Source organism: Lentzea sp. NPDC058450, from assembly GCF_042721395.1.
GTDB lineage: Bacteria > Actinomycetota > Actinomycetes > Mycobacteriales > Pseudonocardiaceae > Lentzea.
Window position 1 is genome coordinate 381028 of the sequence record NZ_JBHXLO010000002.1, and the last position, 24430, is coordinate 405457.

At 68.8% G+C, this 24430-nt stretch carries 21 protein-coding genes; 11 read left to right on the forward strand and 10 right to left on the reverse strand.

Translation table 11 applies throughout. The annotated features are described in order from the left end of the window. Positions 1-9 precede the first annotated feature (9 nt). Positions 10-1587 carry an MFS transporter gene (locus ACFWNN_RS05720; RefSeq protein ID WP_382438687.1) on the forward strand — a complete coding sequence of 526 codons (1578 nt, stop codon included), beginning with the start codon at positions 10-12 and terminating at the stop codon, positions 1585-1587. Here ACFWNN_RS05720 and ACFWNN_RS05725 read toward each other — a convergent pair. Continuing rightward, positions 1584-5111 (reverse strand): discoidin domain-containing protein, encoded by a 3528-nt coding sequence (locus ACFWNN_RS05725; protein WP_382438688.1) that lies wholly within the window; start codon positions 5109-5111, stop codon positions 1584-1586. The two genes, ACFWNN_RS05720 and ACFWNN_RS05725, sit on opposite strands and share 4 nt — an antisense overlap. A gap of 198 nt (positions 5112-5309) precedes the next feature. On the opposite strand from ACFWNN_RS05725, the gene ACFWNN_RS05730 reads away from it, so the two are divergent. Next, entirely contained in the window at positions 5310-6734 is a 1425-nt protein-coding gene (locus ACFWNN_RS05730) for a collagenase (RefSeq protein WP_382438689.1), read from the forward strand. Here the strand turns inward: ACFWNN_RS05730 and ACFWNN_RS05735 are convergent. Further along, a complete protein-coding gene (locus ACFWNN_RS05735) occupies positions 6723-7667 on the reverse strand; it encodes a LysR family transcriptional regulator (RefSeq protein ID WP_382438690.1) in 945 nt (314 codons plus the stop codon). The two genes, ACFWNN_RS05730 and ACFWNN_RS05735, sit on opposite strands and share 12 nt — an antisense overlap. Positions 7668-7775: 108 nt before the next feature. Here ACFWNN_RS05735 and ACFWNN_RS05740 point away from each other — a divergent pair, with 108 nt between their 5' ends. After that, complete coding sequence (locus tag ACFWNN_RS05740) at positions 7776-9152, forward strand: aminopeptidase P family protein (RefSeq protein WP_382438798.1); 1377 nt, start codon at positions 7776-7778, stop codon at positions 9150-9152. Here the strand turns inward: ACFWNN_RS05740 and glpK (ACFWNN_RS05745) are convergent. Further along, positions 9149-10642 (reverse strand): glycerol kinase GlpK, encoded by a 1494-nt coding sequence (gene glpK, locus ACFWNN_RS05745; RefSeq protein ID WP_382438799.1) that lies wholly within the window; start codon positions 10640-10642, stop codon positions 9149-9151. The genes ACFWNN_RS05740 and glpK (ACFWNN_RS05745) overlap by 4 nt on opposite strands. A gap of 25 nt (positions 10643-10667) precedes the next feature. Continuing rightward, positions 10668-11432 (reverse strand): IclR family transcriptional regulator, encoded by a 765-nt coding sequence (locus ACFWNN_RS05750; protein WP_382438691.1) that lies wholly within the window; start codon positions 11430-11432, stop codon positions 10668-10670. Positions 11433-11674: 242 nt separating this feature from the next. Here ACFWNN_RS05750 and ACFWNN_RS05755 point away from each other — a divergent pair, with 242 nt between their 5' ends. From ACFWNN_RS05755 to ACFWNN_RS05775, 5 genes are read left to right on the forward strand one after another with little or no spacing between them, the layout of a single operon-like run. Next, positions 11675-12430: an MIP/aquaporin family protein gene (locus ACFWNN_RS05755; protein WP_382438692.1), complete on the forward strand. Its 756-nt coding sequence runs from the start codon at positions 11675-11677 to the stop codon at positions 12428-12430. 22 nt (positions 12431-12452) lie between these two features. Further along, positions 12453-13970, forward strand: a complete 1518-nt coding sequence (gene glpK / locus ACFWNN_RS05760) for a glycerol kinase GlpK (RefSeq protein ID WP_382438693.1) — start codon at positions 12453-12455, stop codon at positions 13968-13970. A gap of 23 nt (positions 13971-13993) precedes the next feature. Next, positions 13994-15613: a glycerol-3-phosphate dehydrogenase/oxidase gene (locus ACFWNN_RS05765; protein ID WP_382438694.1), complete on the forward strand. Its 1620-nt coding sequence runs from the start codon at positions 13994-13996 to the stop codon at positions 15611-15613. Between the two features lie 7 nt (positions 15614-15620). After that, positions 15621-15917 carry a hypothetical protein gene (locus ACFWNN_RS05770; protein ID WP_382438695.1) on the forward strand — a complete coding sequence of 99 codons (297 nt, stop codon included), beginning with the start codon at positions 15621-15623 and terminating at the stop codon, positions 15915-15917. Positions 15918-15967: 50 nt separating this feature from the next. Further along, the gene (locus tag ACFWNN_RS05775) at positions 15968-16897 is read left to right on the forward strand and encodes a glycoside hydrolase family 6 protein (protein WP_382438696.1); all 930 of its coding nucleotides are present in this window, start codon (positions 15968-15970) and stop codon (positions 16895-16897) included. Here ACFWNN_RS05775 and ACFWNN_RS05780 read toward each other — a convergent pair. After that, entirely contained in the window at positions 16891-17700 is an 810-nt protein-coding gene (locus ACFWNN_RS05780; protein ID WP_382438697.1) for a helix-turn-helix domain-containing protein, read from the reverse strand. The genes ACFWNN_RS05775 and ACFWNN_RS05780 overlap by 7 nt on opposite strands. A 133-nt stretch (positions 17701-17833) precedes the next feature. On the opposite strand from ACFWNN_RS05780, the gene ACFWNN_RS05785 reads away from it, so the two are divergent. Continuing rightward, entirely contained in the window at positions 17834-18721 is an 888-nt protein-coding gene (locus ACFWNN_RS05785; RefSeq protein WP_382438698.1) for a lysyl endopeptidase, read from the forward strand. Positions 18722-18725: 4 nt separating this feature from the next. On the opposite strand, the gene ACFWNN_RS05790 is transcribed toward ACFWNN_RS05785, so the two are convergent. Next, the gene (locus ACFWNN_RS05790) at positions 18726-19127 is read right to left on the reverse strand and encodes an SsgA family sporulation/cell division regulator (protein ID WP_285633685.1); all 402 of its coding nucleotides are present in this window, start codon (positions 19125-19127) and stop codon (positions 18726-18728) included. 315 nt (positions 19128-19442) lie between these two features. Then, positions 19443-20384 (reverse strand): pirin family protein, encoded by a 942-nt coding sequence (locus ACFWNN_RS05795; protein ID WP_382438699.1) that lies wholly within the window; start codon positions 20382-20384, stop codon positions 19443-19445. Positions 20385-20416: 32 nt separating this feature from the next. On the opposite strand from ACFWNN_RS05795, the gene zapE reads away from it, so the two are divergent. Both zapE and ACFWNN_RS05805 read left to right on the forward strand, forming a co-directional pair. Beyond that, positions 20417-21355 carry a cell division protein ZapE gene (gene zapE, locus ACFWNN_RS05800; RefSeq protein ID WP_382438700.1) on the forward strand — a complete coding sequence of 313 codons (939 nt, stop codon included), beginning with the start codon at positions 20417-20419 and terminating at the stop codon, positions 21353-21355. A 64-nt stretch (positions 21356-21419) separates the two neighbouring features. After that, complete coding sequence (locus ACFWNN_RS05805) at positions 21420-22193, forward strand: ion transporter (RefSeq protein ID WP_382438800.1); 774 nt, start codon at positions 21420-21422, stop codon at positions 22191-22193. A 277-nt stretch (positions 22194-22470) separates the two neighbouring features. On the opposite strand, the gene ACFWNN_RS05810 is transcribed toward ACFWNN_RS05805, so the two are convergent. The 3 genes from ACFWNN_RS05810 to ACFWNN_RS05820 all read right to left on the reverse strand — a co-directional run bounded on the left by ACFWNN_RS05810 (position 22471) and on the right by ACFWNN_RS05820 (position 24411). After that, positions 22471-23190: a hypothetical protein gene (locus ACFWNN_RS05810; protein ID WP_382438701.1), complete on the reverse strand. Its 720-nt coding sequence runs from the start codon at positions 23188-23190 to the stop codon at positions 22471-22473. Beyond that, positions 23187-24047, reverse strand: coding sequence for a hypothetical protein (locus ACFWNN_RS05815; RefSeq protein WP_382438702.1), 861 nt, complete (start codon positions 24045-24047; stop codon positions 23187-23189). The genes ACFWNN_RS05810 and ACFWNN_RS05815 overlap by 4 nt, the downstream gene beginning before the upstream one ends. A gap of 127 nt (positions 24048-24174) precedes the next feature. Next, positions 24175-24411, reverse strand: a complete 237-nt coding sequence (locus tag ACFWNN_RS05820; protein WP_382438703.1) for a hypothetical protein — start codon at positions 24409-24411, stop codon at positions 24175-24177. Positions 24412-24430: the final 19 nt, after the last annotated feature.

Consider the following 24430-nt stretch of genomic DNA (forward strand, 5'->3'; position numbering starts at 1 on the left):
GATCGGCGGGTGACTGCATCCCCGTGGGCGCCCCTGCGCCGCAGCGCGTTCCGTGCGCTGTGGCTCGCCCAGTTCGCGTCCAACATCGGCACGTGGGCGCAGACCGTCGGCGCCCAGTGGCTCATGGGCGACCTCGGCGGCAGCGCACTGCAGGTCGCGCTCGTCCAGACCGCCACGACGCTGCCGGTGTTCCTGCTGGTGGTGCCGTCCGGCGCGCTCGGCGACATCCTCGACCGCCGCCAGGTGCTGATCTCCGGCCAGGCCCTGATGCTGGCCGGCGCGGGCGGTCTCATGCTGCTGGCGGGCACGGACCGCGCGACGCCGGGAACGTTGCTGGGGTTGCTGGCGCTGATGGCGATCGGGCAGGCGTTGTCGATGCCGTCGTTCCAGGCCATCCAGCCGGAACTGGTGTCGCGCGAGGAGATCCCGCAGGCCGCGCTGCTCAACGGCGTCAACATGAACGTCGGCCGCGCCATCGGACCGGCGCTCGGCGGGTTGCTGATCGCGCTGGCGGGGCCGGAGGCGACGTTCGCGTTCAACACGGTGAGCTTCTTCGGCGTGCTGGTCGTGCTCGCCCGGTGGAAGCGGCCGTCGGACCACCGGCCGCTCGGCACCGAGCACATCACCACCGCCATGCGGACGGGTGCGCGGTACGTGGCGAGCTCGCCGCTGTTCCGGCGGGTGCTCGCGCGGCTCACGTTGTTCATCCTGTTCGGCAGCGGGCTGTGGGCACTGCTGCCGGCCATCGCGCGCGGGCCGCTCCAACTCGACGCCAGCGGGTACGGCGTGCTGCTCGGCAGCGTCGGCGCGGGGGCGATCGGCGGCGCGTTCGTGGTGCCGAAGCTGTTGCAGCGCATGAGCAAGAACGCCATGGTGCTGCTCGCGACGGTCGTCTACGCGGCCGCGACCAGCACGGCGGTGCTGACGCGCGGCTTCCCGCTGGTCATCGTCGCGATGCTGCTCACCGGCGCCTGCTGGATCGCCACGCTGTCGACGTTCAACGCCAACGCCCAGGTGCTGCTCCCGGCCTGGACCAGGGCCCGCGCACTGGCCTACTACCAGCTGATCCTGATGGGCGGCCAAGCACTCGGCGCCGTCGTGTGGGGCGCCATCGCGGACGCCTACAGCCTCAAGGTCGCCATGATCGTGCCCGCGGTGGCGATGGTCGTGCTCGCCCTGGCCGCGACCCGCTGGCTGCCGCTGCACGACCGCCCGCTCGACGTCAGCCCGGCGACGTACTGGGAGGAACCGCCGGAGATCGACGACACCGACGCCGGCCCCGTGCTCGTCACGGTGGAGTGGCCGGTGGCGCCGGAGAACGAGGAGGCGTTCATCGACGCCATGCAACGCGTCGGCAGGGCCCGCCGCCGCACCGGCGCCACGATGTGGGGCCTCTTCCGCGACACCGAGCAGCCCGAGACGTTTCTGGAGACCTTCACCGTGGCGACGTGGCAGGAGCACCTGCGCCAGCACGTGGAGCGCGGCACGGTCGTGGACCAGCAGAACCAGGAGGCCGCACGCGCCCTGGCCAAGGGACCGGCGCACGTGCGGCACCTGCTGTTCGCGGAACCGAAGAAGCCCGACTAGGCGTTGTAGGCCTCGACGGTCACGCGCGGCTGTTCGGACGTGAGGTCGCGCCTGTGCCAGGACAGCGTGACTTCACGGGTCTCACCGGGCAGCAGCCACAGGTAGTTGTCGCTGTAGAACGTCGGCAGCACGCGGGTGCCGGATCGCCGGTCGCGCAGGCCGATCCGCGTCATCGCGGCCACGACCTCGCCGGTGTTGCGCACCTCCACCTTCAGCGTGCGGCGGTCGCCGTCGCGGCGGGTGGTGCCGATGTCCGTCGAGATCTTCGCGCGGCCCAGCGCGTTCAGGCCCTGGAGGTCCGCCGGGGTCCGGTAGCGCCAGTAGGTGTTCTCGGAGAGCAGGCGGTCGCCGTCGAACAGGCGCAGCCGGACGAGGTGCAACGGGGACGTGTGCGGGGTGACGGTGAACAGGTCTGCCTTCGCGGACGGGCCCACCTCGACGTCGGCCTGCTGGGTGCTCAGGATCGCGCCGGTCAGCGAGTACACCGTTGCTTCGACACGACCCCGCAACGCAACGGCGGTGTGGTTGAGGACCGTTACCCGCCAACTGTCCGAAGAGGCCTGGACGTGGTGGGGTTCGCAGGCTTTCTTCGCGCCGAAGTACGTGCCGTTGACGTCCATGTCGTAGTCGTAGGTCTGCCAGACCGTGGAGTGCCACGCCGGGTGTGACATCCACAGCAGCAGGGCGGAGGCGTCGTCCCACAGGTTCGCGTTCCAGGCCTCGAACATCGCGCGCATGTTCTCGTAGTTCACGAACTGGGCCTTGCGGCTGAACTCGTCCATGTTCTCGGACTCGCCGAGGCGTGCGTCGATGGCGGCCTGGTAGAGCTGGGGGCGCTGGTTGCCGTTGGTGCACCAGTCGTGGGCGTACCAGACGTCGCCGATGGGCCACGAAGGTTCGTCGCCGACGAGGTTGTGCATGGTCTCGGCAACGGGGACGGTCGGCATGCCGATCTCGGTGTGGAAGCCGAAGTTGACGGTGTCGTAGGTGGTGGGGTCGAAGTACTTCGCGGGCTCCACCCAGTGGTACGGGCCGTGGCCGGAGACGCTGCCGTCGGCCGAGTGGCTCTGGTAGTGGACGTCGGTGTGCTGGTCGGCGACGACCTTGCGCAGGCCCGCGTCGGTGTTGGGTGGCGGGGAGGCCTCGTTCGCGCCGCACCACACGACGATGCTGGGGTGGTGGCGGTAGCGGGTGACGGTGTCGAGGGCGGTTTCGAGGTAGTTCGGGATGTCGTCGGGGAAGTAGCCGACGACCCAGAAGTCGTTCCACACCAGGATTCCGTGGCGGTCGCACGCTTCGAAGAACTCGTCGCGGTTGCTGCTGCCGATCCAGTTGCGGATCATCGTGAAGTTCATGTCGCGGTGCAGGCGGATGACGTTGTCCACGCGTTCGGCGGGCATGCGGCGCAGCAGTTCGTCGAAGCCCCAGTTGCCGCCGCGGCAGAAGATCGGCACGCCGTTCACGCGGATCTTCAACGGCCTCGGCGCGTTGCTGACCGTCTTGGCGTCACGCCACGTCTGGCCGTCGTCGGAGAGCTGCACCTTGTAGCGCAACGCGTAGGCGCGCTCCCACGAGATGACGACCTGGTGGAACGACTGCGTGCTGCCGAGGTCGACCTGGATCCACTCGTTGTCGCGGTACTCCGAGGCCCAGCGCGTGCCGGGGTCGCCGTCGACGGCGTTGCGCGCGGGGTTCCACTCGTTGTCCTGCGACGACGCGGTGGCCTCCTGCCCGCGCGCCAGGTCCGCGTCGCCGTTGCGGACCTCCAGCGACCACAGCGACGTGCCCCAGCCGGTGGCGCGTCGTTCGGTGAGGATCCGGACGTGCCTTGCGGTCTGGGGGCCGAGGTCGACGGTCTGGGTGACGGCGTTGCCGCCGGGCGGGAACTCGATCGGCACCTCGTGCTCGTAGGTGAACTCGCGGATGCCGAAGTGGGTGGTGCGCCGGTCGCTCTCGGCGCCGTCGGTGACGACCGTGAGCGTCAGGTCGTGCAGGGTCGGGTCGCCGTAGCCGTTGGGCCACCACAGTTTCGGGTTGACCATCGTGTGCGTGCCGAGCGAGACCTCGGTGGTGCCGGGCTCGAGCGTGACGGCCTTGGCGAGCTTCACGCCGTCGAACGCCGCCTGCACCGTGACGGGCAGCGCGGTGGTGCCGGTGTTGCGAACGGGCACGCTGATCGCGATGCCGGCGGTCCTGTGGTCGGGGGACAACGTTGTCACGACCCGCGGGTCGCCCAGGGTGGCGGTGCCGGTGGCGCGCAGGCGGAGGTGGTCCCAGATGCCGGTGCCGCGGTCGCGGACGGCGGGCATCCAGTCCCAGCCGGAGATGCACAGGTAGGTGGGGGAGTCGAGGTACAGCTGGCCGGAGTTCGGGAACGCGCCGCCGTCGCTGCCCTTATCGGTCGGGCTGCCGGGGTGCCGCATCGGGTTGAGCCGCAACGCCAGGACCTGCTCGCCGGGCTCGAGCGCCGCGGTGATGTCGAACGCGCCGCGGACGAACGGGTTGGTGACGTCGCCGATCCTGGTGCCGTTGAGCCAGATCTCGGCGTGCTGCATGACGCCGTCGAGCTCCAGCCACACCTTGCGGCCGCGGAGGTTCTTCGGCAGGTCGAACGCGCGGCGGTACCACCACGAGTGCCTCGACAGCGCCTCCGGGATCTTCATGTTGTGCATCGCGGAGACCGGGTCGGGCAGGTGGCCCTGGTCGACGAGCGACGTCAGGACCGTGCCGGGGACGGTCGCGTCGAGCCACCTCGACGTGTCGACGCCCGGTTTCGCGAGCGCCGTGCCGTCGGTGGTGCCGGCGAAGTCGTCCATCGTGAGGTGCCAGCCGCTGTCGAGCTCGACCGTGTTGTCCTGGCCGGGCTTGAGGGCTGGGGCTTTGGTGCTGCTGCGCCAGTCGGTCCAGCCTTTCGCAGTCGGCTGCCTGCCGGTGCCGTAGACCTGGAAACCGTTGAGGCCCAACGGGTTGCCGTTCGACGGGCGGCTCAGGCCGAGCCGCACGTACCGCGCGGCGACCGGTTTCTCCAGCTGCACGCGGGTTTCCGCGCCCTGGCCGTCGTCGGTGCGGTGGACCTCGCGCCAGGTCCTGCCGTCCGTGCTGACCTCGATGGTGAACGAGAGCGCCGCGGCGGAGAGGATCTCGGCGCCGGTGGTGTCGTTGCGCGGCTGGTAGGACGGGACGGGCACGAACGTCGGGTCGCCGAGCTTCGCCTCGAAGACCAGCACGAACGCCTGCACCTCGCACACCGCCTGCAGGTCCGCGGTGACCTGCTGCGGGTCGCCGTTCGCCGCCCGCCAGCCGGATCCGCGCACCCCGACCTGCTGCAACCCGTCCGTGACGAACTTCGGCGGCGTGGCGGCGTAGGCGGTGGACGAGGCCTGGACGGGACGGTTGCGCGCGAGGTCGGTCACCTGAGGGGCTGCCTTCTGCTGGCCGGCGGACGCGGGCGGGGACACGGCGACACTCGCCAAAAGACCGGCGTTGGTGGCGAGGAAGGCGCGCCGGGAAAGGTCGTGCGACATCGACTCTCCATGCGGATCAGGCGCCCGCCACCCACCCTCGTGGGCCTCGCGTTGTGCGGTCAAGAGGACAAGCGAGACAAGCTGACAAGGTTGTCGTGAACGCTCCCATAGCAGCGCGCTATGTGCGGAAGGGATGATCGCGCGGGCGGGGCCGATGTGACGCTCTGGGGCACCTCGAACCCTGCGGAGGACACCCCGATGAGATCGATAGTGCTTGTTGTGGCGCTGGTAGGCGGCTTGGCAGTCCCGGCACACGCCCTGGCCGCGGAGACGGCGACTGCGGTGGAAGCGGCGACTGCGGTGAGCGCCACGACGACTGCGGCGACGCCGGTCGGCACCCGCACTGCTCCGCCCACCTCACCGAACAGCCCACTGCTGCCGCCCGCCGTCGCCAGGAACCTGCACCCCGGCGACACCCCCGACTCGACCATCTACACCGCCGCCGCCACCGACTACCCGGCCGAGCTGCGGGCGTTGGTGCGCGTGCTCGACAACTACACCCCCTCCGACGACGCGGCTGTGCACGCCGGAATGCTCCTTCTCTACTACGGCCACAGCTATCCGGAGTTCCTCACGGCCGTGCGCGCCGACCCCGAGATCCTGCGGGCGTTGCGCCGGTTCGTCGTGGGGCACCTCGACCTCTTCGGCACGGACCGTCAGTACCTGGTCCAGAACGCGACTCGCGAGCTGGGAAGGTTCTTGCAGCACAACGACATCGCGCCGCGCGTGCGTCCGTTGCTCGCGGACATGGCCTCGCGCGGTGACGTCGTCGGCCGCCTCGCCCCGCTGTGGGTGGGTGTCGCGGAGATGGTCGACTGGTACGACAAGGCGAACTGCCGCCGGTACGGCACGTGCGACTTCCGCGCGCAGATCGACCGGCGCGTGCTCACCGTCCGGCACACGTGCAGCGCGTCGTTGAAGATCCGCGCCCAGCAACTCACCCGCACTCAGCTCCGGCAGACCTGCACGTCGCTGGCGAACCAGGACGCGGCGTTCCATCGCGTCGTGCGTGACCCAGGACCAGTGGCGGGCGACAACAACACGTCACTCGAAGTCGTCGTTTTCAACACCAGCAACGACTACCGGACGTACGCGGGCGTGCTGTTCGACATCTCCACCAACAACGGCGGCATGTACCTCGAAGGCGACCCGGCGCTGAACCAGGCGAGGTTCATCGCGCACGAGGCCGACTGGCTGCCGGCGTTCGCCATCTGGAACCTCAACCACGAGTACACCCACTACCTCGACGGCCGGTTCGACATGCACGGCGACTTCGAGGAGAACATGACCACCCCGACGGTCTGGTGGATCGAGGGCTTCGCCGAGTACCTGTCGTACAGCTACCGGGGCGAGGTCTACGCCGACGCGCTGGCCGAGGCGAAGAAGAAGACGTACGCGCTGAGCACCCTGTTCGACACCACCTACGACCATGACTCCACACGGGTTTACAACTGGGGTTATCTGGCCGTGCGGTACCTGGTGGAGAAGCACCCGGAGGACGTCGCGACGGTGCTCGCGGACTACCGGGCAGGGGACTGGGCGGGTGCGCGTGACCACCTGGGCAGGGTGATCGGCGGCAGGTACGACACCGACTGGTACAGCTGGCTCGACTCAGTCCGCTGAGGTGAGGGCGGCCCCGCGTTCCTCCCACCACGGCCGGAACACCGGGCTCGCCATCGCCTGGTCGGCATAGGCACCGAGCACCTCGGCGAACACGCGGCTGGCCTGACGGAAGGTCAGCCGCTCCCGCCGCCACGCGAACACCAGCCGCATCCGCATCGGCGCCCCCGCCAGCGGCCGCACCGCCACCCCCGGACCACCCTGCGACGTGGGCTCGACCAGCTGCACGGCCTTGCCCGCCGCGATCAGCTGACGGCCCGCGCCGCTCGGCATCTCGAACCGGATCCGCGGCACGAACCCCACCGCCCGGCAGGCCGCGCGCAACGCCGTCAACGACCCGTCCTCGGCCCCGGGAGGCCCCACCCACGACTCGCCGGCCAGGTCGGCCAACGAGATCTCCGGCTGCGAAGCAAGGCGGTGACCAGCGGGAATCGCGATGAACACCGGCACCCACGGCACCACGACCCGTTGCGCCACCCCGCGCGGCAGGCCGAGATCGCCCTCCTCGTCCACCGCGATCACCGCCGCGTCGAGATGACCGTTCGCCAACGCCAGCGCCAGCCCGGTGGACGACGGGTCGACCACCAGCGTGATGTCGTCCAGCACCTGCTCCAGGCGCGTGTACAACGGGCCGACGCACTCCATGTGCACCGAGCCGAGACGGGACGGGCCGTCTCGTTGGACCATGTCCGAGCCGAACGCGTCCAGCTCCACCAGCAGCAACCGGGCCCGCTGCAACATCTGCGCGCCGAGGGCGGTAGGCAGGGCACCGGCCCGGCCGCGGTCGAACAGACGGCCTCCGACCAGGCGTTCCACCCGTTGCAACAACGTGGTCAGGGACGGCTGGGAGATGCCGAGCTGGGTCGCCGCGCGCGACAACGAGCCCGCGTCGCCGATGGCGCAGATCGCCCGCAGGTGCCGGATCTCCAGTTCCATAGCCTGAGGCTATCCCCGATCCGGATTGGCGGGACCCCCGCGCGTGCGGGAAGGGTGGCAGGAAGGACCACTCTGGAGGGACTCGAATTGGCTCGGACACGCCGCGACATGGCGAAACTGGTGGACGCGGACGGATTCCGCACCTACATCCGCGACGGCTGGGGCGACTGGGACAGCGCGATCGACCTGCCCAAGGGCACGGCCGAGGCCGCGGCGGCCCACCGCGCCAGGCTCACGGCGGCGCTGCCCGGCAAGCGGATCGCGCTCGCGGCGGGACGGGCGCACGTCCGGTCCAACGACACGTTCCACGAGTTCCGCGCCGACAGCGACTTCGTGTGGCTGACCGGATGCCAGGTCGAGGGCGCCGTGCTGGTGCTCACCGACGACGACGCCACGCTGTTCGTGCCGGTCCCGAGCGAGACCCACAGCGTCGACTTCTTCGGCGACGCCGACCGCAGCCCGTTCTGGATCGGCGCGGCGGCAGGTCCGAAGGAGTGGGGCAACGCGCTCGGCATCACCGCCCGTCCCCTCGAGGACCTCGCGCACGCCCTGCGCGGCCGTCACCCGCAGACGCTCACGGCCCAGGGCGTCGACCCGCTGCTCGACGCGCTCACCGGCAGCCACAGCGACGAGCTCCGCACGACGCTCTCCGAGCTGCGCCGGATCAAGGACGACTGGGAGGTCGACCAGCTCCGCCAGGCCGTTGACGCGTCCGTCAAGGGCTTCGCCGACGTCGCCATGGAGCTCGGCCAGGCCGTGCGCGGCGGCGGCGAGCGCTGGCTGCAGGGCACGTTCGACCGCCGGGCCCGCACCGAGGGCAACGGCCCCGGCTACACCTCGATCGTCGCCGCCGGCCCGCACGCCCCGGTCCTGCACTGGACGCGCTGCGACGGCCGCGTGAACGACGCCGACCTGCTGCTGCTCGACGCCGGCGTCGAGATGAACTCCCTCTACACCGCCGACGTCACCCGCACGTTCCCGGTCAGCGGCGAGTTCAGCGCACCCCAGCGCCAGGTGTACGACCTCGTGCACCGCTCGCACGTCGCCGCGCTCGCGGAGGTCCGGCCGGGCAACGACTACAGCGCCTTCCACCACACCGCCATGCGCGTGCTCGCCGAGGGCCTGCACGACTGGGGCCTGCTGCCGGTCAGCGTCGACAAGGCGCTCGACCCGGCGGGCCAGCACCACCGCCGCTACATCGTCTGCGGCACCGGCCACTTCCTCGGCCTCGACGTGCACGACTGCGCCGACGCCCGCCAGGAGACCTACCAGCAGGGCATCCTCGAACGCGGCATGGCGCTCACCGTCGAGCCGGGCCTGTACTTCCACCCCAACGACGAGACGCTGCCGCCGGAGCTGCGCGGCATCGGCGTGCGCATCGAGGACGACCTGGTCGTCACGTCGACCGGCGCCGACATCCTGTCGGACGCGTTGCCGATCGAGGCCGACGACGTCGCCGCCTGGGTCCGCAAGCAGCGTTCCTAAGTAGACGGACTGGAGCGGGCCCACGCGAACGTGAGTTCCACGGCCCGCTTCCAGTTCGCGTACTCGGTCTCGCGGTACCGGGCGTCCATCGCCGGGTTCCACCGCGCGGCCAGGTGCCAGTTGCGCCGCAGCCCCTCCAGGTCCGGCCAGTACCCGGCGGCCAGCCCGGCGGCGTAGGCGGCACCCAGTGACACCGTCTCCGCCACCAGCGGCCGTTGCACCGGGATGTCCAGCACGTCCGAGATGAACTGCATCAGCAGGTGGTCCGCGGTCATCCCGCCGTCCACCTTCAGCACCGGTGTCGGCGCCCCGAGGTCGGCGTTCATCGCGTCCACGACCTCGCGCGTCTGCCAGCCCGTCGCCTCCAGCACGGCCCGCGCCAGGTGCCCCTTGTTGATGTACGACGTGAGCCCGACGACGAGCCCGCGCGCCTGCGCGAGCCAGTGCGGCGCGAACAGCCCGGAGAACGCCGGCACGATGTAGCAGCCGCCGTTGTCCTTGACCGTGCGCGCCAGCGTCTCGATCTCCGGCGCGCTGTGGATCAGCCCGAGGTTGTCGCGGAACCACTGCACCAGCGACCCGGCCACCGCGATCGAGCCCTCCAGCGCGTACGCGGGCTCACCGCCGATCTGGTAGCCGATCGTCGTCAGCAGCCCGTGCTTCGACCGCACCAGCTCGGTGCCGGTGTTCATCAACAGGAACCCGCCGGTGCCGTAGGTCCCCTTGATCGATCCCTTCTCGAAGCAGGTCTGCCCGAACAACGCCGCGTGCTGGTCGCCGAGGGCGGCCGTGATCGAGATCCCCGGCACCACCCGCGTCGTCACGCCGCTGATCTCGGTCGAGGGGCGAATTTCCGGCAGCATCGACGCGGGCACGCCGAAGAACTCCAGCAGCATCGGATCCCATTGCCGCGTCGAGAGGTTCATCAGCATCGTCCGCGACGCGTTGGTCACGTCCGTCACGTGCAGACCGCCGGAGACGCCCCCGGTGAGGTTCCAGATCAGCCAGGTGTCCATCGTGCCGAACAGGACGTCACCGCGGTCGGCCTTCGCGCGCAGCCCCGGTGTGTTGTCGAGCATCCACCGCAGCGAGGGCGCCGAGAAGTAGGTCGCCAGCGGCAGGCCGCAGCGTTCGCGGACCTCCTCGATGCCGGGCTGTTCTCCCAGCCGTGCAACGAGTTCCTCGGTCCGGATGTCCTCCCAGACGATCGCGCGGCCGATCGGGACGCCCGTGTGCCGGTCCCACAACACGAACGTCTCGCGCTGGTTCGTGATGCCCATCGCGACGACCTGCTCGGCGGTGATCCCCGCCTGCCGCAACGCCTGCGGCACGATCCGGTCGACGTTGCGCCAGATCTCCACGGCGTCCTGCTCGACCCAGCCGGGCCGCGGGTGGTACTGCCGGTGCTCGCGTTGCGCGACCGCGACGAGGCGGGCGTTCTGGTCGAACACGATGCAGCGCGTCGACGTCGTGCCCTGGTCGATCGCCATTACGAACCGTTGCACGGCGAGCCCTTCAGTTCTCGTCGACGAGGGACGTGGTGACGGAGTCCGCTGCCTGGACGACCTGCCGCACCAGGGTCGCACGCGGACGGCCGGTCGAGTCGCACAGCCGGTCGGCGGCACCCGAGATGCCGATCGCGCCGACCACGAGCCCACCGGGGATGCGGATCGGCGCGGCGATGCTCGCCTCGCCCGGCATGTACTCCTCGGCCTCGCCCGCCCAGCCCTGCCCGCGCACCTCGGTCAGCACGCGCTCCAGCATCTGCGTGCGTGTGATCGTCCTGCGGGTCAGCGACGTGAGCTCCCGCCGGCGTGCGGCCGCCGACAGGTCCGGGTCGTAGGCGAGCAGCACCTTGCCGAGCGCCGTCGCGTGCAACGGCAGCATCGCGCCGATGCCGAGGGTTTGCACAGAGTCATCAGGACGGAACACGTGGTGCACGACGAGCACGGCGCCGTCGTGGTGCATCCCGATCCGCACCTCCTGGCCCGAGCGCGCGGCGAGCGTGTCGGCCCAGTTGATCGATCGAGAACGCAGTTCGTTGGCGTCGAGGTAGGACGTTCCCAGGTGCAGCAGTGCCGCGCCGAGCCGGTAACGGCCGGTCGTCTGGTCCTGCTCGACGAACTCGACCCGTTGCAGCGTACGGAGAATCCCGTGCGCGGTGCCGCGCGCGAGACCGAGCGAGTCCGCGATTTCCGTGAGACCGTGATGGCCGGAGCCACGCGCGAGCAGCCGCAGGACGGCGGCGGCGCGTTCGATCGACTGGATGGGTCCCGGCACGCGTCGAACGTAATTCAGACGACCCCTGTCGGCAATGTCGAACAGCTACGACGCACATCACCACCGGAAACAGGCCTGAAACGCCTTGTCTGCGCGCAGCGTGACGGATCAGTCACGCGATCGTGGGTCACAGGTGTCGACATTGTCGAACCGCACCTGTTGAACAGCTGTTCAGACACTCATACGTTCCGCCTCAATCACCACGGGGTGATCAGCCGTTCAAGGATGAATGGGAGGCCAGCGTGGGTCTCGGGTCAGTGTTCCTCAGCGAGGTGCTCGGTACTGCCATCTTGCTGTTGATGGGTGCGGGCGTGGTGGCCAACGTGCTGCTCGCCAAGTCGAAGGGTTTCGACGGCGGTTGGCTGTTGATCAACTTCGGCTGGGGTATCGGTGTCTTCGCCGGTGTGTACGTCGCCTTCAAGTCGGGCGCGCACCTCAACCCGGCGGTGACGATCGGCATTCTCACCAGCGGTGCGGCCGAGTACGCCCCTGGTGTTCCCGTCAGCTTCGGCTCGACGCTCGTCTACTTCGCCGGCGAGATGCTCGGCGCGTTCCTCGGCGCCGTGGTCGCCTGGCTCGCCTACAAGCCGCACTTCGAGGAGACCAACGACCACGGTCTCAAGCTCGCCGTGTTCTCCACCGGCCCGGCGATCCGCAGCTACGCCTGGAACCTCGTGTGCGAGATCATCGGCACGTTCGTCCTCGTCTTCGTGGTCCTCGCGTTCGCCAAGACCCCGTCGCAGCTCGGCCCGCTGGCCGTCGCGCTGCTCGTCGTCGGCATCGGCGCCTCCCTCGGCGGCCCGACCGGCTACGCGATCAACCCGGCCCGTGACCTCGGCCCGCGCCTCGCGCACGCCGTGCTTCCCATGGCGTACAAGGGCAGCGAGGGCCAGGAGATCGGCAAGAAGGACTCCGACTGGAGTTACGCCTGGGTGCCGGTCGTCGGCCCGATCATCGGCGGCGCGCTCGCCGGTGTGATCGCTTCGCTCGCGTTCTGACTCTCCGGAAAGGACTTCTTCGATGTCGCAGTACGTTCTCGCCGTCGACCAGGGCACGACCAGCACGCGGGCGATCATCTTCGACCACAGCGGTTCCATCGTCGCCGTGGGCCAGAAGGAGCACGAGCAGATCTTCCCGCGGGCCGGCTGGGTCGAGCACAACCCGGTGGAGATCTCCGAGAACACCCGGTTCGTGATCGGTCAGGCGCTCGCGAAGGCCGACCTCAACACCGGCGACCTCGCCGCCGTGGGCATCACCAACCAGCGCGAGACCGCGGTGGTGTGGGACAAGAACACCGGCGAGCCCGTCTACAACGCCATCGTCTGGCAGGACACCCGCACCCAGGCGATCGTCGACGAACTCGGCGCGCTCGGCGGCGGTGCCGACCGCTACAAGGCGAAGGTCGGCCTGCCGCTGGCGACCTACTTCTCCGGCCCCAAGATCCGCTGGATCCTCGACAACGTCGAAGGCGCCCGCGAGCGGGCCGAGGCGGGCGACCTGCTGTTCGGCAACACCGACACGTGGACGCTGTGGAACCTCACCGGCGGCCCCAACGGCGGTGTGCACGCCACGGACGTCACCAACGCGTCGCGGACCATGCTGATGGACCTCGACACGCTCCAGTGGGACGCCGAGATCGCCGGCGAGATGGGCATCCCGGTGTCCATGCTGCCGGAGATCCGGTCCTCCTCCGAGGTGTACGGCAACGGCGGCCCCGGCGGTGTGCTGAAGGGCGTGCCGATCGCGGGCATCCTCGGCGACCAGCAGGCGGCCACGTTCGGCCAGGCCTGCTACGAGCCCGGCACCGCCAAGAACACCTACGGCACCGGCAACTTCATGCTTCTGAACACGGGCACGGAGAAGGTCGCGTCGAAGAACGGTCTGCTCACGACCGTCTGCTACAAGATCGGCGACGAGGCCCCCGTCTACGCGCTGGAAGGCTCCATCGCCGTCACCGGCTCGCTGGTGCAGTGGCTGCGCGACAACCTCGGCATCATCGGCTCGGCGCCGGAGATCGAGACGCTCGCCGCGTCCGTCGAGGACAACGGCGGCGCGTACTTCGTGCCCGCGTTCTCCGGCCTGTTCGCGCCGTACTGGCGAGCGGACGCGCGCGGCGCGGTCGTCGGCCTGACCCGGTTCGTCAACAAGGGTCACCTGGCGCGTGCCGTGCTGGAGGCGACGGCGTTCCAGACCCGCGAGGTGCTGGACGCGATGAACGCCGACTCCGGCGTGCCGCTGACCGAGCTGAAGGTCGACGGCGGCATGGTCGCCAACGAGCTGCTCATGCAGTTCCAGGCGGACGTGCTCGACGTGCCGGTGGTGCGTCCGGTCGTCGCCGAGACGACCGCGCTCGGTGCCGCGTACGCCGCCGGTCTGGCCGTCGGCTACTGGTCCGGGCTCGACGAGCTGCGCGCCAACTGGGCCGAGGACAAGCGCTGGACGCCCGAGGCGGACGCCGACGAGCGCGAGCGCCAGTACCGCAACTGGAAGAAGGCCGTCACCAAGTCGTTCGACTGGGTCGACGACGACGTCCGCTAGTCCTTTCCCTTGAGGAGCTGAAGTTGTTCGCGAGGCTGGATCCGGCTCGGCGTGCCCAGGCCCTGGAGGCGTTGGGCGGCACGGAGTTCGACGTACTCGTCGTCGGAGGTGGTGTGGTCGGCGCGGGCGCTGCATTGGACGCGGCGTCGCGCGGCCTCTCCGTGGCGCTGGTCGAGGCCGACGACTGGGCGGCGGGCACGTCGAGCCGGTCCAGCAAGCTCGTCCACGGCGGGCTGCGGTACCTGGAGCAGCTGGAGTTCAAGCTGGTCCGGGAAGCTCTGAAGGAACGCGGGTTGTTGCTGCGCCGGCTCGCACCGCACCTGGTGCGGCCGGTGCCGTTCCTCTTCCCGTTGAAGAAGCAGTGGGAACGCGCGTACGTCGGCGCGGGCGTGATGCTGTACGACTCGATCGGCGGCGCCGGAGCCGTGCCGATGCACCGGCATCTCTCCCGTCGGAAGATGGCCTCCGTCGGTCCGTCGATCGATTCCTCCGCCTTCGCGGGCGCGATTCGTTACTACGACGCGCAGATGGACGACGCGCGACTCGTTGCGACTCTTGTGCGAACGGCTGCACAGCACGGTGCGACGGTCGTGTCGCGGGCACGGGTCACGTCGTTGCTGCGCACCGATGGCCGGGTTTCCGGTGCTTCGGTGCGTGACGAGCTTTCCGGCGTGACGCACGTGGTGCGCGCTCGTCGGGTGATCAGCGCGACCGGCGTGTGGACCGACTCGCTGAACTCGATGTCGCCTGGCGCACCGCCGTTCCACGTGAAGATGTCCAAGGGCGTGCACGTCCTGGTGGAACGGTCGAAGATCCAGCTCGACGGCGGGCTGATCACGCAGACCGAGAAGTCGGTGCTGTTCGTGATCCCCTGGGGCGCCTACTGGATCATCGGCACCACGGACACGCCCTACTCCGGCGCGCCGGAGGACGTCTCGGCCACCGCGGCGGACGTCTCCTACATCCTCGATCACGTGAACGCCGTGCTGCGGACGCCGTTGACCGTGGACGATGTCGTGGGCACGTACGCGGGCCTGCGACCGTTGCTCGCCGGTGCCTCCAGCGACACCTCGAAGCTGTCGCGCGAGCACGCCGTCGCCGAGCCGGAGCCGGGGTTCTTCGTGATCGCCGGCGGCAAGTACACGACCTACCGCGTGATGGCCGCGGACGTCGTGAACGCGGCGGTGGCGGGCCTGGGGCGCGCGGTGGCACCGTCGCTGACCGCCCGGCTGCCGTTGTGCGGCGCGGTCGGTTTCCAGGAGCTGTGGGCGGACCGGGCTCGGATCGCTGCGGAGTCCGGCCTGCCCACGTCCACTGTGGAGCGTCTGCTGCGCCGCTACGGCTCCGCGGTGTCGGACGTGCTGGCGCTCGTCGCGCAGGACCCGTCGTTGGGGGAGCCCGTCGCCGGGTACCTGGCGGCGGAGATCGTGTACGCGGTGACGCACGAGGGCGCGCTGGGGCTGGAGGACGTGCTGGCCCGGCGCACCCGGATCGCCATGGAGCACCTGGACTTCGGTGCTTCGGCGGCTTCCGAGGTCGCTGCTTTGATCGCCGGGCCGCTGGGATGGTCTGACGCTGAACGTGATGCTGCAGTTGAGGCTTATCGGGCTGATACGAGGTTGGCTGCCCAGATAGGAATGTGACTGTGAGATGGACAGCGCTGAGCTGATCGAGAGGTTGCGGCGGGAAGGTGGGTTCCGCCTTCTTCCGCTGCTGGGGAACACCGGGCAGGTCGCAGGGGTGCACCTGGCCCGGTTCCTCCCCGGCGGGCACCTCGAGGTGATCCAGGCGTGGGACGAACGGTGGGCCGTGTGGGCCCGGATGCCCGACGTGGTGGACCCGGCGGATCCGTTCGCTGGACCGCCTGGGGGAGTGGTGAGGAGCGGGCCGCTGGGGCAGGTGACAGCGCCGTTGTTGCCCCTGCAAGCCGGGCTTCTTCCGCGCTGACTTCGCCTCGACTTACCGCTCCTTAGGCGGCCCGCGCGAGTGTCGTCGTCATGATCAGAGCACTCACCCTCGCGCTGCTGGCCGTGCTCGCCACGGCCCCTGCCGCGCACGCCAGTCCTGTCAGCATGACCGACGGCTTCTACGTCGACCCCGACTCCAACCCCGCCGTCTGGGTGCGCGACCACGTGGGCGATGGCCGGCAGCCTGCCATCAAGGCGAACATCTCGACCAAGCCGATCGCCCGGTGGTTCGGTGCGTGGAGCGGCGACATCAAGACGGCCGTGTCGTCCTACGTGGGCAGGACCGGCACCAAGCTGCCGGTGCTGGTCGCCTACAACATCCCCGGCCGCGACGCGTGCGGTGGCCACTCCGGCGGCGGTGCGGGGACGCCGCAGGCCTATCGGACCTGGATCTCCTCCTTCGCCTCGGCCATCGGGTCCCGGCCTGCCGTGGTGGTGATCGAGCCGGACTCGTTGGCGGACTTCAACTGCATGGACTCGGGCAAGATCGCTGAACGGACGGCGATGATCAAGTACGCCACCGAGCAGTTCAAGGCCAAGGCGCCCAACACGTGGGCCTACCTCGACGCGGGCAACGCCCAGTGGGTGCCGGCCGCGACCATGGCGGGGCGCCTGGACTCGGCCGGTGTGCGGAACGTGCGCGGGTTCTCGATCAACGTGTCCAACTACCACACCACCTCGGCGTCGACGGCGTACGGCGACGCGGTCAGCGGGGCGCTGCCCGGCTACGCCAAGCCGTACGTGATCGACACCAGCCGCAACGGCAACGGCCACAACGGGGAGTGGTGCAACCCCGGCACGCGCAAGCTCGGCACGCCCGCGCGCACCGGTGGGGGTGCGGAGATGTTGTTGTGGGTCAAGGTTCCCGGTGACTCGGACGGGCGGTGCGGCAAGGCGCCGAACGTCGACGCGGGGCAGTTCGACCCGCAGCTCGCGTTCGACCTGGTCCACGGCTACTGAACCAGCGCGCGGATCGGGGTGGGGCCGCGGTGCTCCGCGAGCTTGCGCCTCGTCCGGGTCTCGTCCAGGGCGATCTCGTCGAGCAGGTCGAAGAGCCTGCGGCCGCGTTCGACGGAGGCTTCGCCTTGGGCGAAGACCTTGGCCAGGCCTGATTCCGCGTAGACCAGCGGCGCGGCCTTGTCGAACTCGAACAGCGTGCACGCCGACTGGAACGCCGCTGTGGTCGCCTCTTCCGGCACGATGCGGATGACGGAGGAGTTCGCGAGCAGCCACACGTACTGCTCCTCCATGACCTGCGCGCTGCCGAGCCGCATCCGCAGGGCGAGCTCGTGCAGGTAGAACACGCACTTCGGGCCGTTGGGGCGGCGCACGACCGCCCTGCGGTCCAGGTCCTCGACCGGTTGTCCCGTCGCGGCCTGCAGGGCGCGGGCGTAGTTCGGCGTCTGCAGCAGGCTGTTCACGCTGAGGACGTCGTAGGCCGTGATGGAGGTGGCGGCGGCCTCGGTCATCGCGAGGGTGTGCGCGTTGTCCGGCCGCTGCGCGAGGTACGGGTCGAAGGCGTTCTGGTAGCGGGCGGTGAAGTCCTCGAAGAAGTCGATGTCCTTGCCGCACACGGTGAGGTACTGGGCGAGGTCGAGGTCGCTGCCCTTGATCTTGCCGTGCTCGAGGTTGGAGACCTTGCTCGGGTCCCAGCCGAGCTGCTGCGCCATCGCGCGGCCCCGCAGGCCGGTGAACCGCTGCCGGAGGCGGCGCAGTTCGTCACCCAGGTCCCTGCTGTAGGCGGTGGAGTTCGTCGCTGTCACGACTTCGAACGTATGGGTTGGAACGACTCCATGATACGGCCTCGTTCGGGTGAACCGCTCTTGATCGTGTCGCTAGGGTGGGGTGTGGCCGCCGCCCGAGATGTTGGAGTCGTACCAACGAAAGGGAGACACGATGAAGCGGCCCTGGTTCCCCGCTCTTCTCGCCGTGTTGCTGGCTTTGGTCTTCGTCCCGGCTGCGTCCGCTCAGGCGTCGCCGCGGTCGGCGATCTTCGGCGGTGGCCCGTTCTACTCCGACGGCCAAGCCGTGATGGACACCCTGCGCTCGTCCGGGTTCACGACCGTGATCCTGTGGAGCGTCCACGTGCACCCCAACGGCGATCTCTACCTCAACGACAAGCTGATCGTGCAGAGCGGGCGCTACGTCGGTGACTCCGGCTGGCCCGCGCGCCTGCGGACGCTGAAGCAGGCGCCGACGTCGGTGAACCGCATCGAGGTGTCGGTGGGGTCGTGGGGAGTGCGCGACTGGGAGAACATCGCGGCGCTGATCAGCTCGGGCGGCACCGGGCCTTCGTCGATCCTGTACCGCAACTTCCAGGCGTTGCGCACCGCCACGGGCGCCGACGCGATCAACAACGACGACGAGTCGTTCTACCAGGTGTCGCCGACCGCGGCCTTCGCGCGCATGGCGCAGGGGCTCGGCTATTCGAAGTTCACGTTCGCGCCGTACACGAACCAGTCGTTCTGGGCGAGCCTCAAGTCGAACCTCGGCTCGCTGGTGGACCGCGTCTACCTGCAGGGCTACGCGGGCGGCGCGGGCAACAACCCCGCGACCTGGAACCGCGCGCTCGGCATGACCGTCGACCCCGGCCTGTGGAGCAAGCACGGCAGCGGCTGCTCGGCGGGCGACTCACCGGCCACCGTCGAGAGCAAGATGCGGTCCTGGAAGACCTCGGCGGGCATCACCGGCGGCTTCATGTGGCTGTACGACGACATGAAGGCGTGCAGCGCACAAGGCAACGCAGCGGCCTACGCGCGCGCCATCAACAACGGCGTGCGGTAGCGCCTCAGTCGAGCAGCTTGCGGAGCTCGGCCTCGAAGTCGACGTAGTCGTTCTCGCAACCGGGGGCGACTACGTCGTACGTGGAGTTCAGGAACTCCTGCAGCTCCGACGACTGCACGTGGAACACGGCGTGCGACACGTCGGACCGCAGCTCGAGCACGGCGGTGGTGGAGTTGTGCGGCCGCAACCGCACGTCGCCCGCACCACTGGTGGTGATCAGGCCGTCGGCGAGCAGGTCCCTGCTCACCAGCCACACGGTCTCCTGCCGTCCCATGCGGAACGTCATGGTCACGGCGTGGGGGTCGTCGGCGCGGTAGCCGAGCTCGACGTCAACGGGCAACGGGCGCCCGGACGGGGCGATGAAGGCGAATGTCGAGTCGGCGCCCACTCGTGTCACGTTCCTCATGCCCCCTTAGACGTCCGGCAGCCGCCGTGGATGCCTCGATCAGGAAAAGCGATCGGAACGTGATTTTCAATGGTCCTGAAGTATGACTTTTCGCATGCAGCGGAATCCGCCAGGTGAGACAGATGTGTGGTTGAGGCCTGACCTGCGGCTTTAGATGATTTGCGCAGGTCGGGTTCGGTCATCTGTGGATGGGATCACGGGCTGAGACGGACGGCTCGCGGCCCGGATGATGGGACGGTCCCGCGGTCGAACCTTAATTTTAGTTAAAGGTGGACGTGCTTTCCGTAGCTAATTCGGCACGTTAGGTGACGTTGATCAGGCCGGGTTTCCGCGGGGCCGCAGCCGGCCGCCCGGCAGCTTCGGGGCGGGCAGCCGGTCGCCCGGATAGCCCTCGACCCGGCCGAACCTGTCGGTCTCCGCCTGCCACTCCTCGCGGTACGCGGCGATCTCGTCGTGGGTGCGGCCGACGAAGTTCCACCACATGACGATCTCCTCGCCGAACGGTTCGCCGCCCAGCAGCACGACCCGCGCGCCCTCGACCGTTGAAAGCGTCAACGACGTGTGCCCGGTGCCGAGGTAGCCGAGCGAGTTCGGGTCGAGCGAGGTGTCGCCGAGGCGGAGGTCGCCGGTGTCGAGGAGGACGCCGTGCTCGAACTCCTCCGACACGTCGAGGGTCAGCGAGGTGCCCGGCGGGAGCACCAGTTCGGCGCCCAGGAGCGGGGTGAAGGTGCGGACCGGGGAGGTGGAGCCGGCCAGGGTGCCGAGGAAGACGCGGACCGAGGCGCCGTCGACGTCGACGGTCGGCGGGGCGTAGTGCTGGAAGTCGCGCGGGGCGTCGCGGTGGGCGTCCGGGAGGGCCAGCCAGAGTTGGACGCCGTGCAAGGTGGTGGAGGACGGGGTGGACTGCTCGGAGTGGCAGATGCCCCGGCCGCCGGTCATGAGGTTCAGTTCGCCGGGCCGGACGTAGGCGTGCACGCCGTGGCTGTCGCGGTGTTCGATCTCGCCGGTGAAGAGCCAGCTCACGGTCTGCAGGCCCGTGTGGGGGTGCGGGGCCACGTCCATGCTGGTGTCGTCCGGGCCGTAGTGGTCGCAGAAGCACCAGGCGCCGATCAGCGAGCGTTGTTTCTGGGGGAGCGTGCGGCGGACCGACATCGCCCTCGGGCCGCCCAGCGGGACGTCGCGCGGGGTGAGGACTTCCACGCCGCCCGGGGTGGAGGTGCACGTCACTTCTGCGGGCTCGGCCTCGACATTGCTCACGGTGGTGATCGTAGGCTGGCGCGGGGGTAACTGTGGATCTTCGTGCGCACGTGTCCGCCGGCGGGTACGAGCTCGATGCGGCCCAACTCGCGGCCGTGGAACGGTTGGAGGAGCTCCAAGGGCGACGCAAGGGTGTCTACCTGCACGGGCCGGTGGGGCGGGGGAAGAGCTTTCTGGCCGACGCGGTGTTCGACGTGCTGCCGGAGCCCAAGAAGCGGGTGCACTTCCACGCGTTCTTCCAGGAGCTGCACCGGCGGATCTCCGCACGGCTGCACGTGCGCGGGGCGGTCGCGAAGGCGGTGCGGGAACTCGTCGGGCGGGCGAAGGTGCTGGCGTTCGACGAGCTGCACGTGCACGACGTCGGCGACGCCGTGCTGATGACGCGGTTGTTGGAGGAGCTCCAACGGCGGCAGGTGATGATCATCGCCACCTCCAACTACCCGCCGGACGGCCTGCTGCCGAACCCGCTCTTCCACGACCACTTCCTGCCGGGCATCGCGCTGATCAAGCAGCTGATGGACGTCGTCCACCTCGACGGCCCCACCGACTACCGGCACCTGCACGGCGCGCCGCGGTCGCGGTTCGAGACCGGCGCGATCGTGACGGCGGCGGCGCTGCCCGCGACCCCGGTCGTGCTGGAGGTCAACGGCCGGGCGATCACCGCGCTCGGCGAGGAATGCGGCAAGGTCTGGTTCGACTTCGGCGACCTGTGCGAGAAACCGACCTCGACCCAGGACTACTTGGAGCTCGTCCAACGCTACGACGACTGGGTGATCGCCGGCGTGCCGAAGCTCGAGAACCGCGATCGCGAGGCACGGCAACGGTTCGCGAACGTCGTCGACGTGCTGGTCGACGCCGACGTCAGGTTGACACTGGTGAGTGAGCACCCGCTGGCCGAGATCCTGGGCGGCGAGGTGCGTGACCTGGATCGCACCGCCAGTCGACTGGAGCTGATCAACACGACCGGGTGAACAGTTGGCCCCGCTCCACCGCCGATAGGTAGCAAAACCCCTGTCGTAGGAGCAGCAAGTGAAGATGGTGCGCGCCCGCGTCGGCTCGCTCGTGGAGAGCAACCCGTTCCAGATGTTCATCTTCGCCGTGATCGTGATCAACGCGATCACCCTGGGAGCCGAGACGTCCACGGTTCTGCACGCGAAGTTCGGGACTGCCCTGACGGTGATCGACCACGCGGCGTTGGCGATCTTCACGGCCGAGCTGGCGGCACGGCTGTACGCGTTCGGCTGGAAGTTCTTCAAGGACCCGTGGAACGTCTTCGACTTCGTGATCGTGGCGATCGCGCTGATCCCGACCGCGGGACCGCTGTCGGTGCTGCGGAGCCTGCGGATCCTGCGCGCGCTGCGGCTCGTCGCGATGGTGCCGAGCATGCGCCGGGTCGTCACCGCGCTCGTCCGGTCCATCCCGGGCCTGGTGTCGCTGTCCGGGTTGCTGGTGCTGCTCGTCTACATCGGCGGTGTGATCGCCAGCAACCTGTTCGGCGACACCGGCGACCCGCGCTTCACCGGCCTCGGCCCGACGCTGCTGACGCTCTTCCAGATCACCACGGGCGACGGCTGGTCGGACGTGATGCGGGACCTGATGGAGCAGAAGCCGTTCGCGTGGATCTTCTTCCTCGTCTACCTGATGGTCGGCTCGTTCACGATGCTCAACCTGTTCATCGCCGTGGTGTGCAGCGCGATGCAGGAGGAGATCACGTTGCCGGCGCCCCGCTCCGCCGCGCACGACGACCTGCTGCTGCGCGAGGTGAAGGCGCTGCGCGAGGAAGTGCGCGCGATGCGCCAGAACGCCTAGCGCCTGTCCTGTAAGCCGCGTTGTAGACGAGACTGGCGACCCGACGCCGATCGTCGCGCGGCCCAGGGCTTCGCACCGCCGAGGGAATGGATCGTCGAGGTCGAACCGCTGGTGTCCGAGAGACCGCGACCTGTGACCCGACCTGGTTCGTTGAGGCCTGTCCGGTGAGCAGTTGATCACGGCTCGGTATTTCTCGGCGCCACCAGCATCAGTGGCTTCGGTTGTGGACCGAGGGCGGCACACGAGCGCGGATCCGGTGCTGATGGGCCGACAGACCTCAGTTCGATGCTGCCGCGAAATACGCGGCGATCACCTTCACCTCGACCGGCGGAGAGAGCTTCTCCGGGGATGGATCGAGCCTGCCGCGCTGAACAGTCCAGACCGGCTTGGAGCGATCTGCCACATGCCCCGAACCCGTGAGCAAGTACTGCCCGGGCTTGTCGCACACGTAGTCGCTCAGGAGGTTGTTCTCTCCAGACGAGGAGCTTCCAACCGCTAGAACGCATTTCGTGCCACCGTCGAGCTCGAGGCCCCAAGGCTGAGGAGACTCAGGAGAACCGAACTTCCCCACAGCAACGTCCGTTCTCACCACTCGGAGTGTCTTCTCCCAGGGTGTGTTGCCGCACAGAAGGACTGTCCGGCTGGCCGTGACCCAGCAAACGTTCGTTCTCCCACCCCCGCCACTCGAAGCGCACGAGACGATGTCAACTCCGACTGACGCCGGCGACCGTTCACATCCGGTTACCCTGCCCTCCGCCACGCTGGTGTACCCCTCAGCAGGATTGCCGGCCGCGTCGACCGCGACGACGTTCACCACCGTGGTCTTCGGCTCTGTCGTCGAGCGCGACGCCGTGCTTCCACCAATCGGGTACCGCTCGTTCTGGACCGTCTCCACAGCGATGCTCGGTCCGCTCTTCTCCGGCAGAGCACGAACAGCGAAGATTCCGCCGGCTGCCACGACCACAGCGAGCACTGCCGCCCACGCCCACTTGATCATGACGCGCGGCCGATCTCAGCGAGCACTGAGCGCACCTTCGCAGCCGTGCAGTCGAAGAGTTGCGGATCAGACCTGGTAGGGACCCACTCGGTGGTCCCTGCCGGGTAGAGCAAACAGGTGAACTTGGTCTTGTCCTGCCCCGGTTGCACGATGAGCCTGGCGTACTTGCCGGCATTGATTCGATCGAACTTCGCGATGTCCTCGCCGTTCAGTGGCAAGGACGCAGTTCCCTTCGTCGTGCCGGTGGTGACATCGGCGACGATTCGACCGGAATAGGAATACTTGTCGTCGCTCTTCAACACCAGCTCCAGGTTCCCTTGTTCGCCCGGCTCCAGGTTGAAGGCGAACGGACGGTTCCCTCCCTGAGATTCGCCAACGATCTCCTGCGCTTTGCGGTCCCGGTCAAGCCTGAGTTCAAGAAGCGCCGTGTCGGCGTTGCCGCCGTCCGGGCAGTGAAAGTGCATGACAGGCTTGGCCTCGTACCGCTCCACGTCCACTGCGCGCAGATTGTCCACAGTCAGCATCGCGCCGTCCTGCGCCGTGCTGCGGATCGATATGCGCTGGTAGGGCGGACTCTCCGTGCCAAACCGCCGCAACCACTCGATCATCTCCATGTTGCAGTAGACCCCGCTGTCGGTCTGCGGCAGCATTTCCAGCGGCACGTCGAGAGGCAGCGCGAAGTCGGACACGAAGGGCTTGTTGATCGGCTCAGCGGCCAGGCTGGACACCTTGGTCTGTTCCTTGCTGATTTCCGGCACTGGGCCAGTCAACGCAACCACGAGGCTGAGTACGGCCACGACAACGCCGGCCAGCAGGAACCACGGGCTCTTGACGATCGAGGACAACCGGTTGCTCACCCGACTTGCGCTCCCTTCCGAGTTTGGTGACTGGAAGGGTCATCGACCAACCTGGCGAAAGAGTTACCGCGAGAGATGCACTCGCGAACGGTGCCGGTGCCGGTGCCGTTCTCGCTGGAGTTCGGGCCTAGTGCGTCTCCTGTAAATCTTCGAAGCCGAGCGCGATGGTGAGCTCACTCTTACATCGGGCGACGCTCATGGCGTGGCGGGTCAGCAATTGCGTGGTTGTGAGCAGCACCGACATTGGCCAGACAACGCTCGTCGAAACCAGCAAGGCCTCAGGCGCTGCGAAGCCCGCACCCCCCACTAAGGGTGCGGGCTCCGCGTCCTGCCAGGGATCCCGATCGGCGACGCCGCCGTACACCGATCGGGACCCCTGCAAC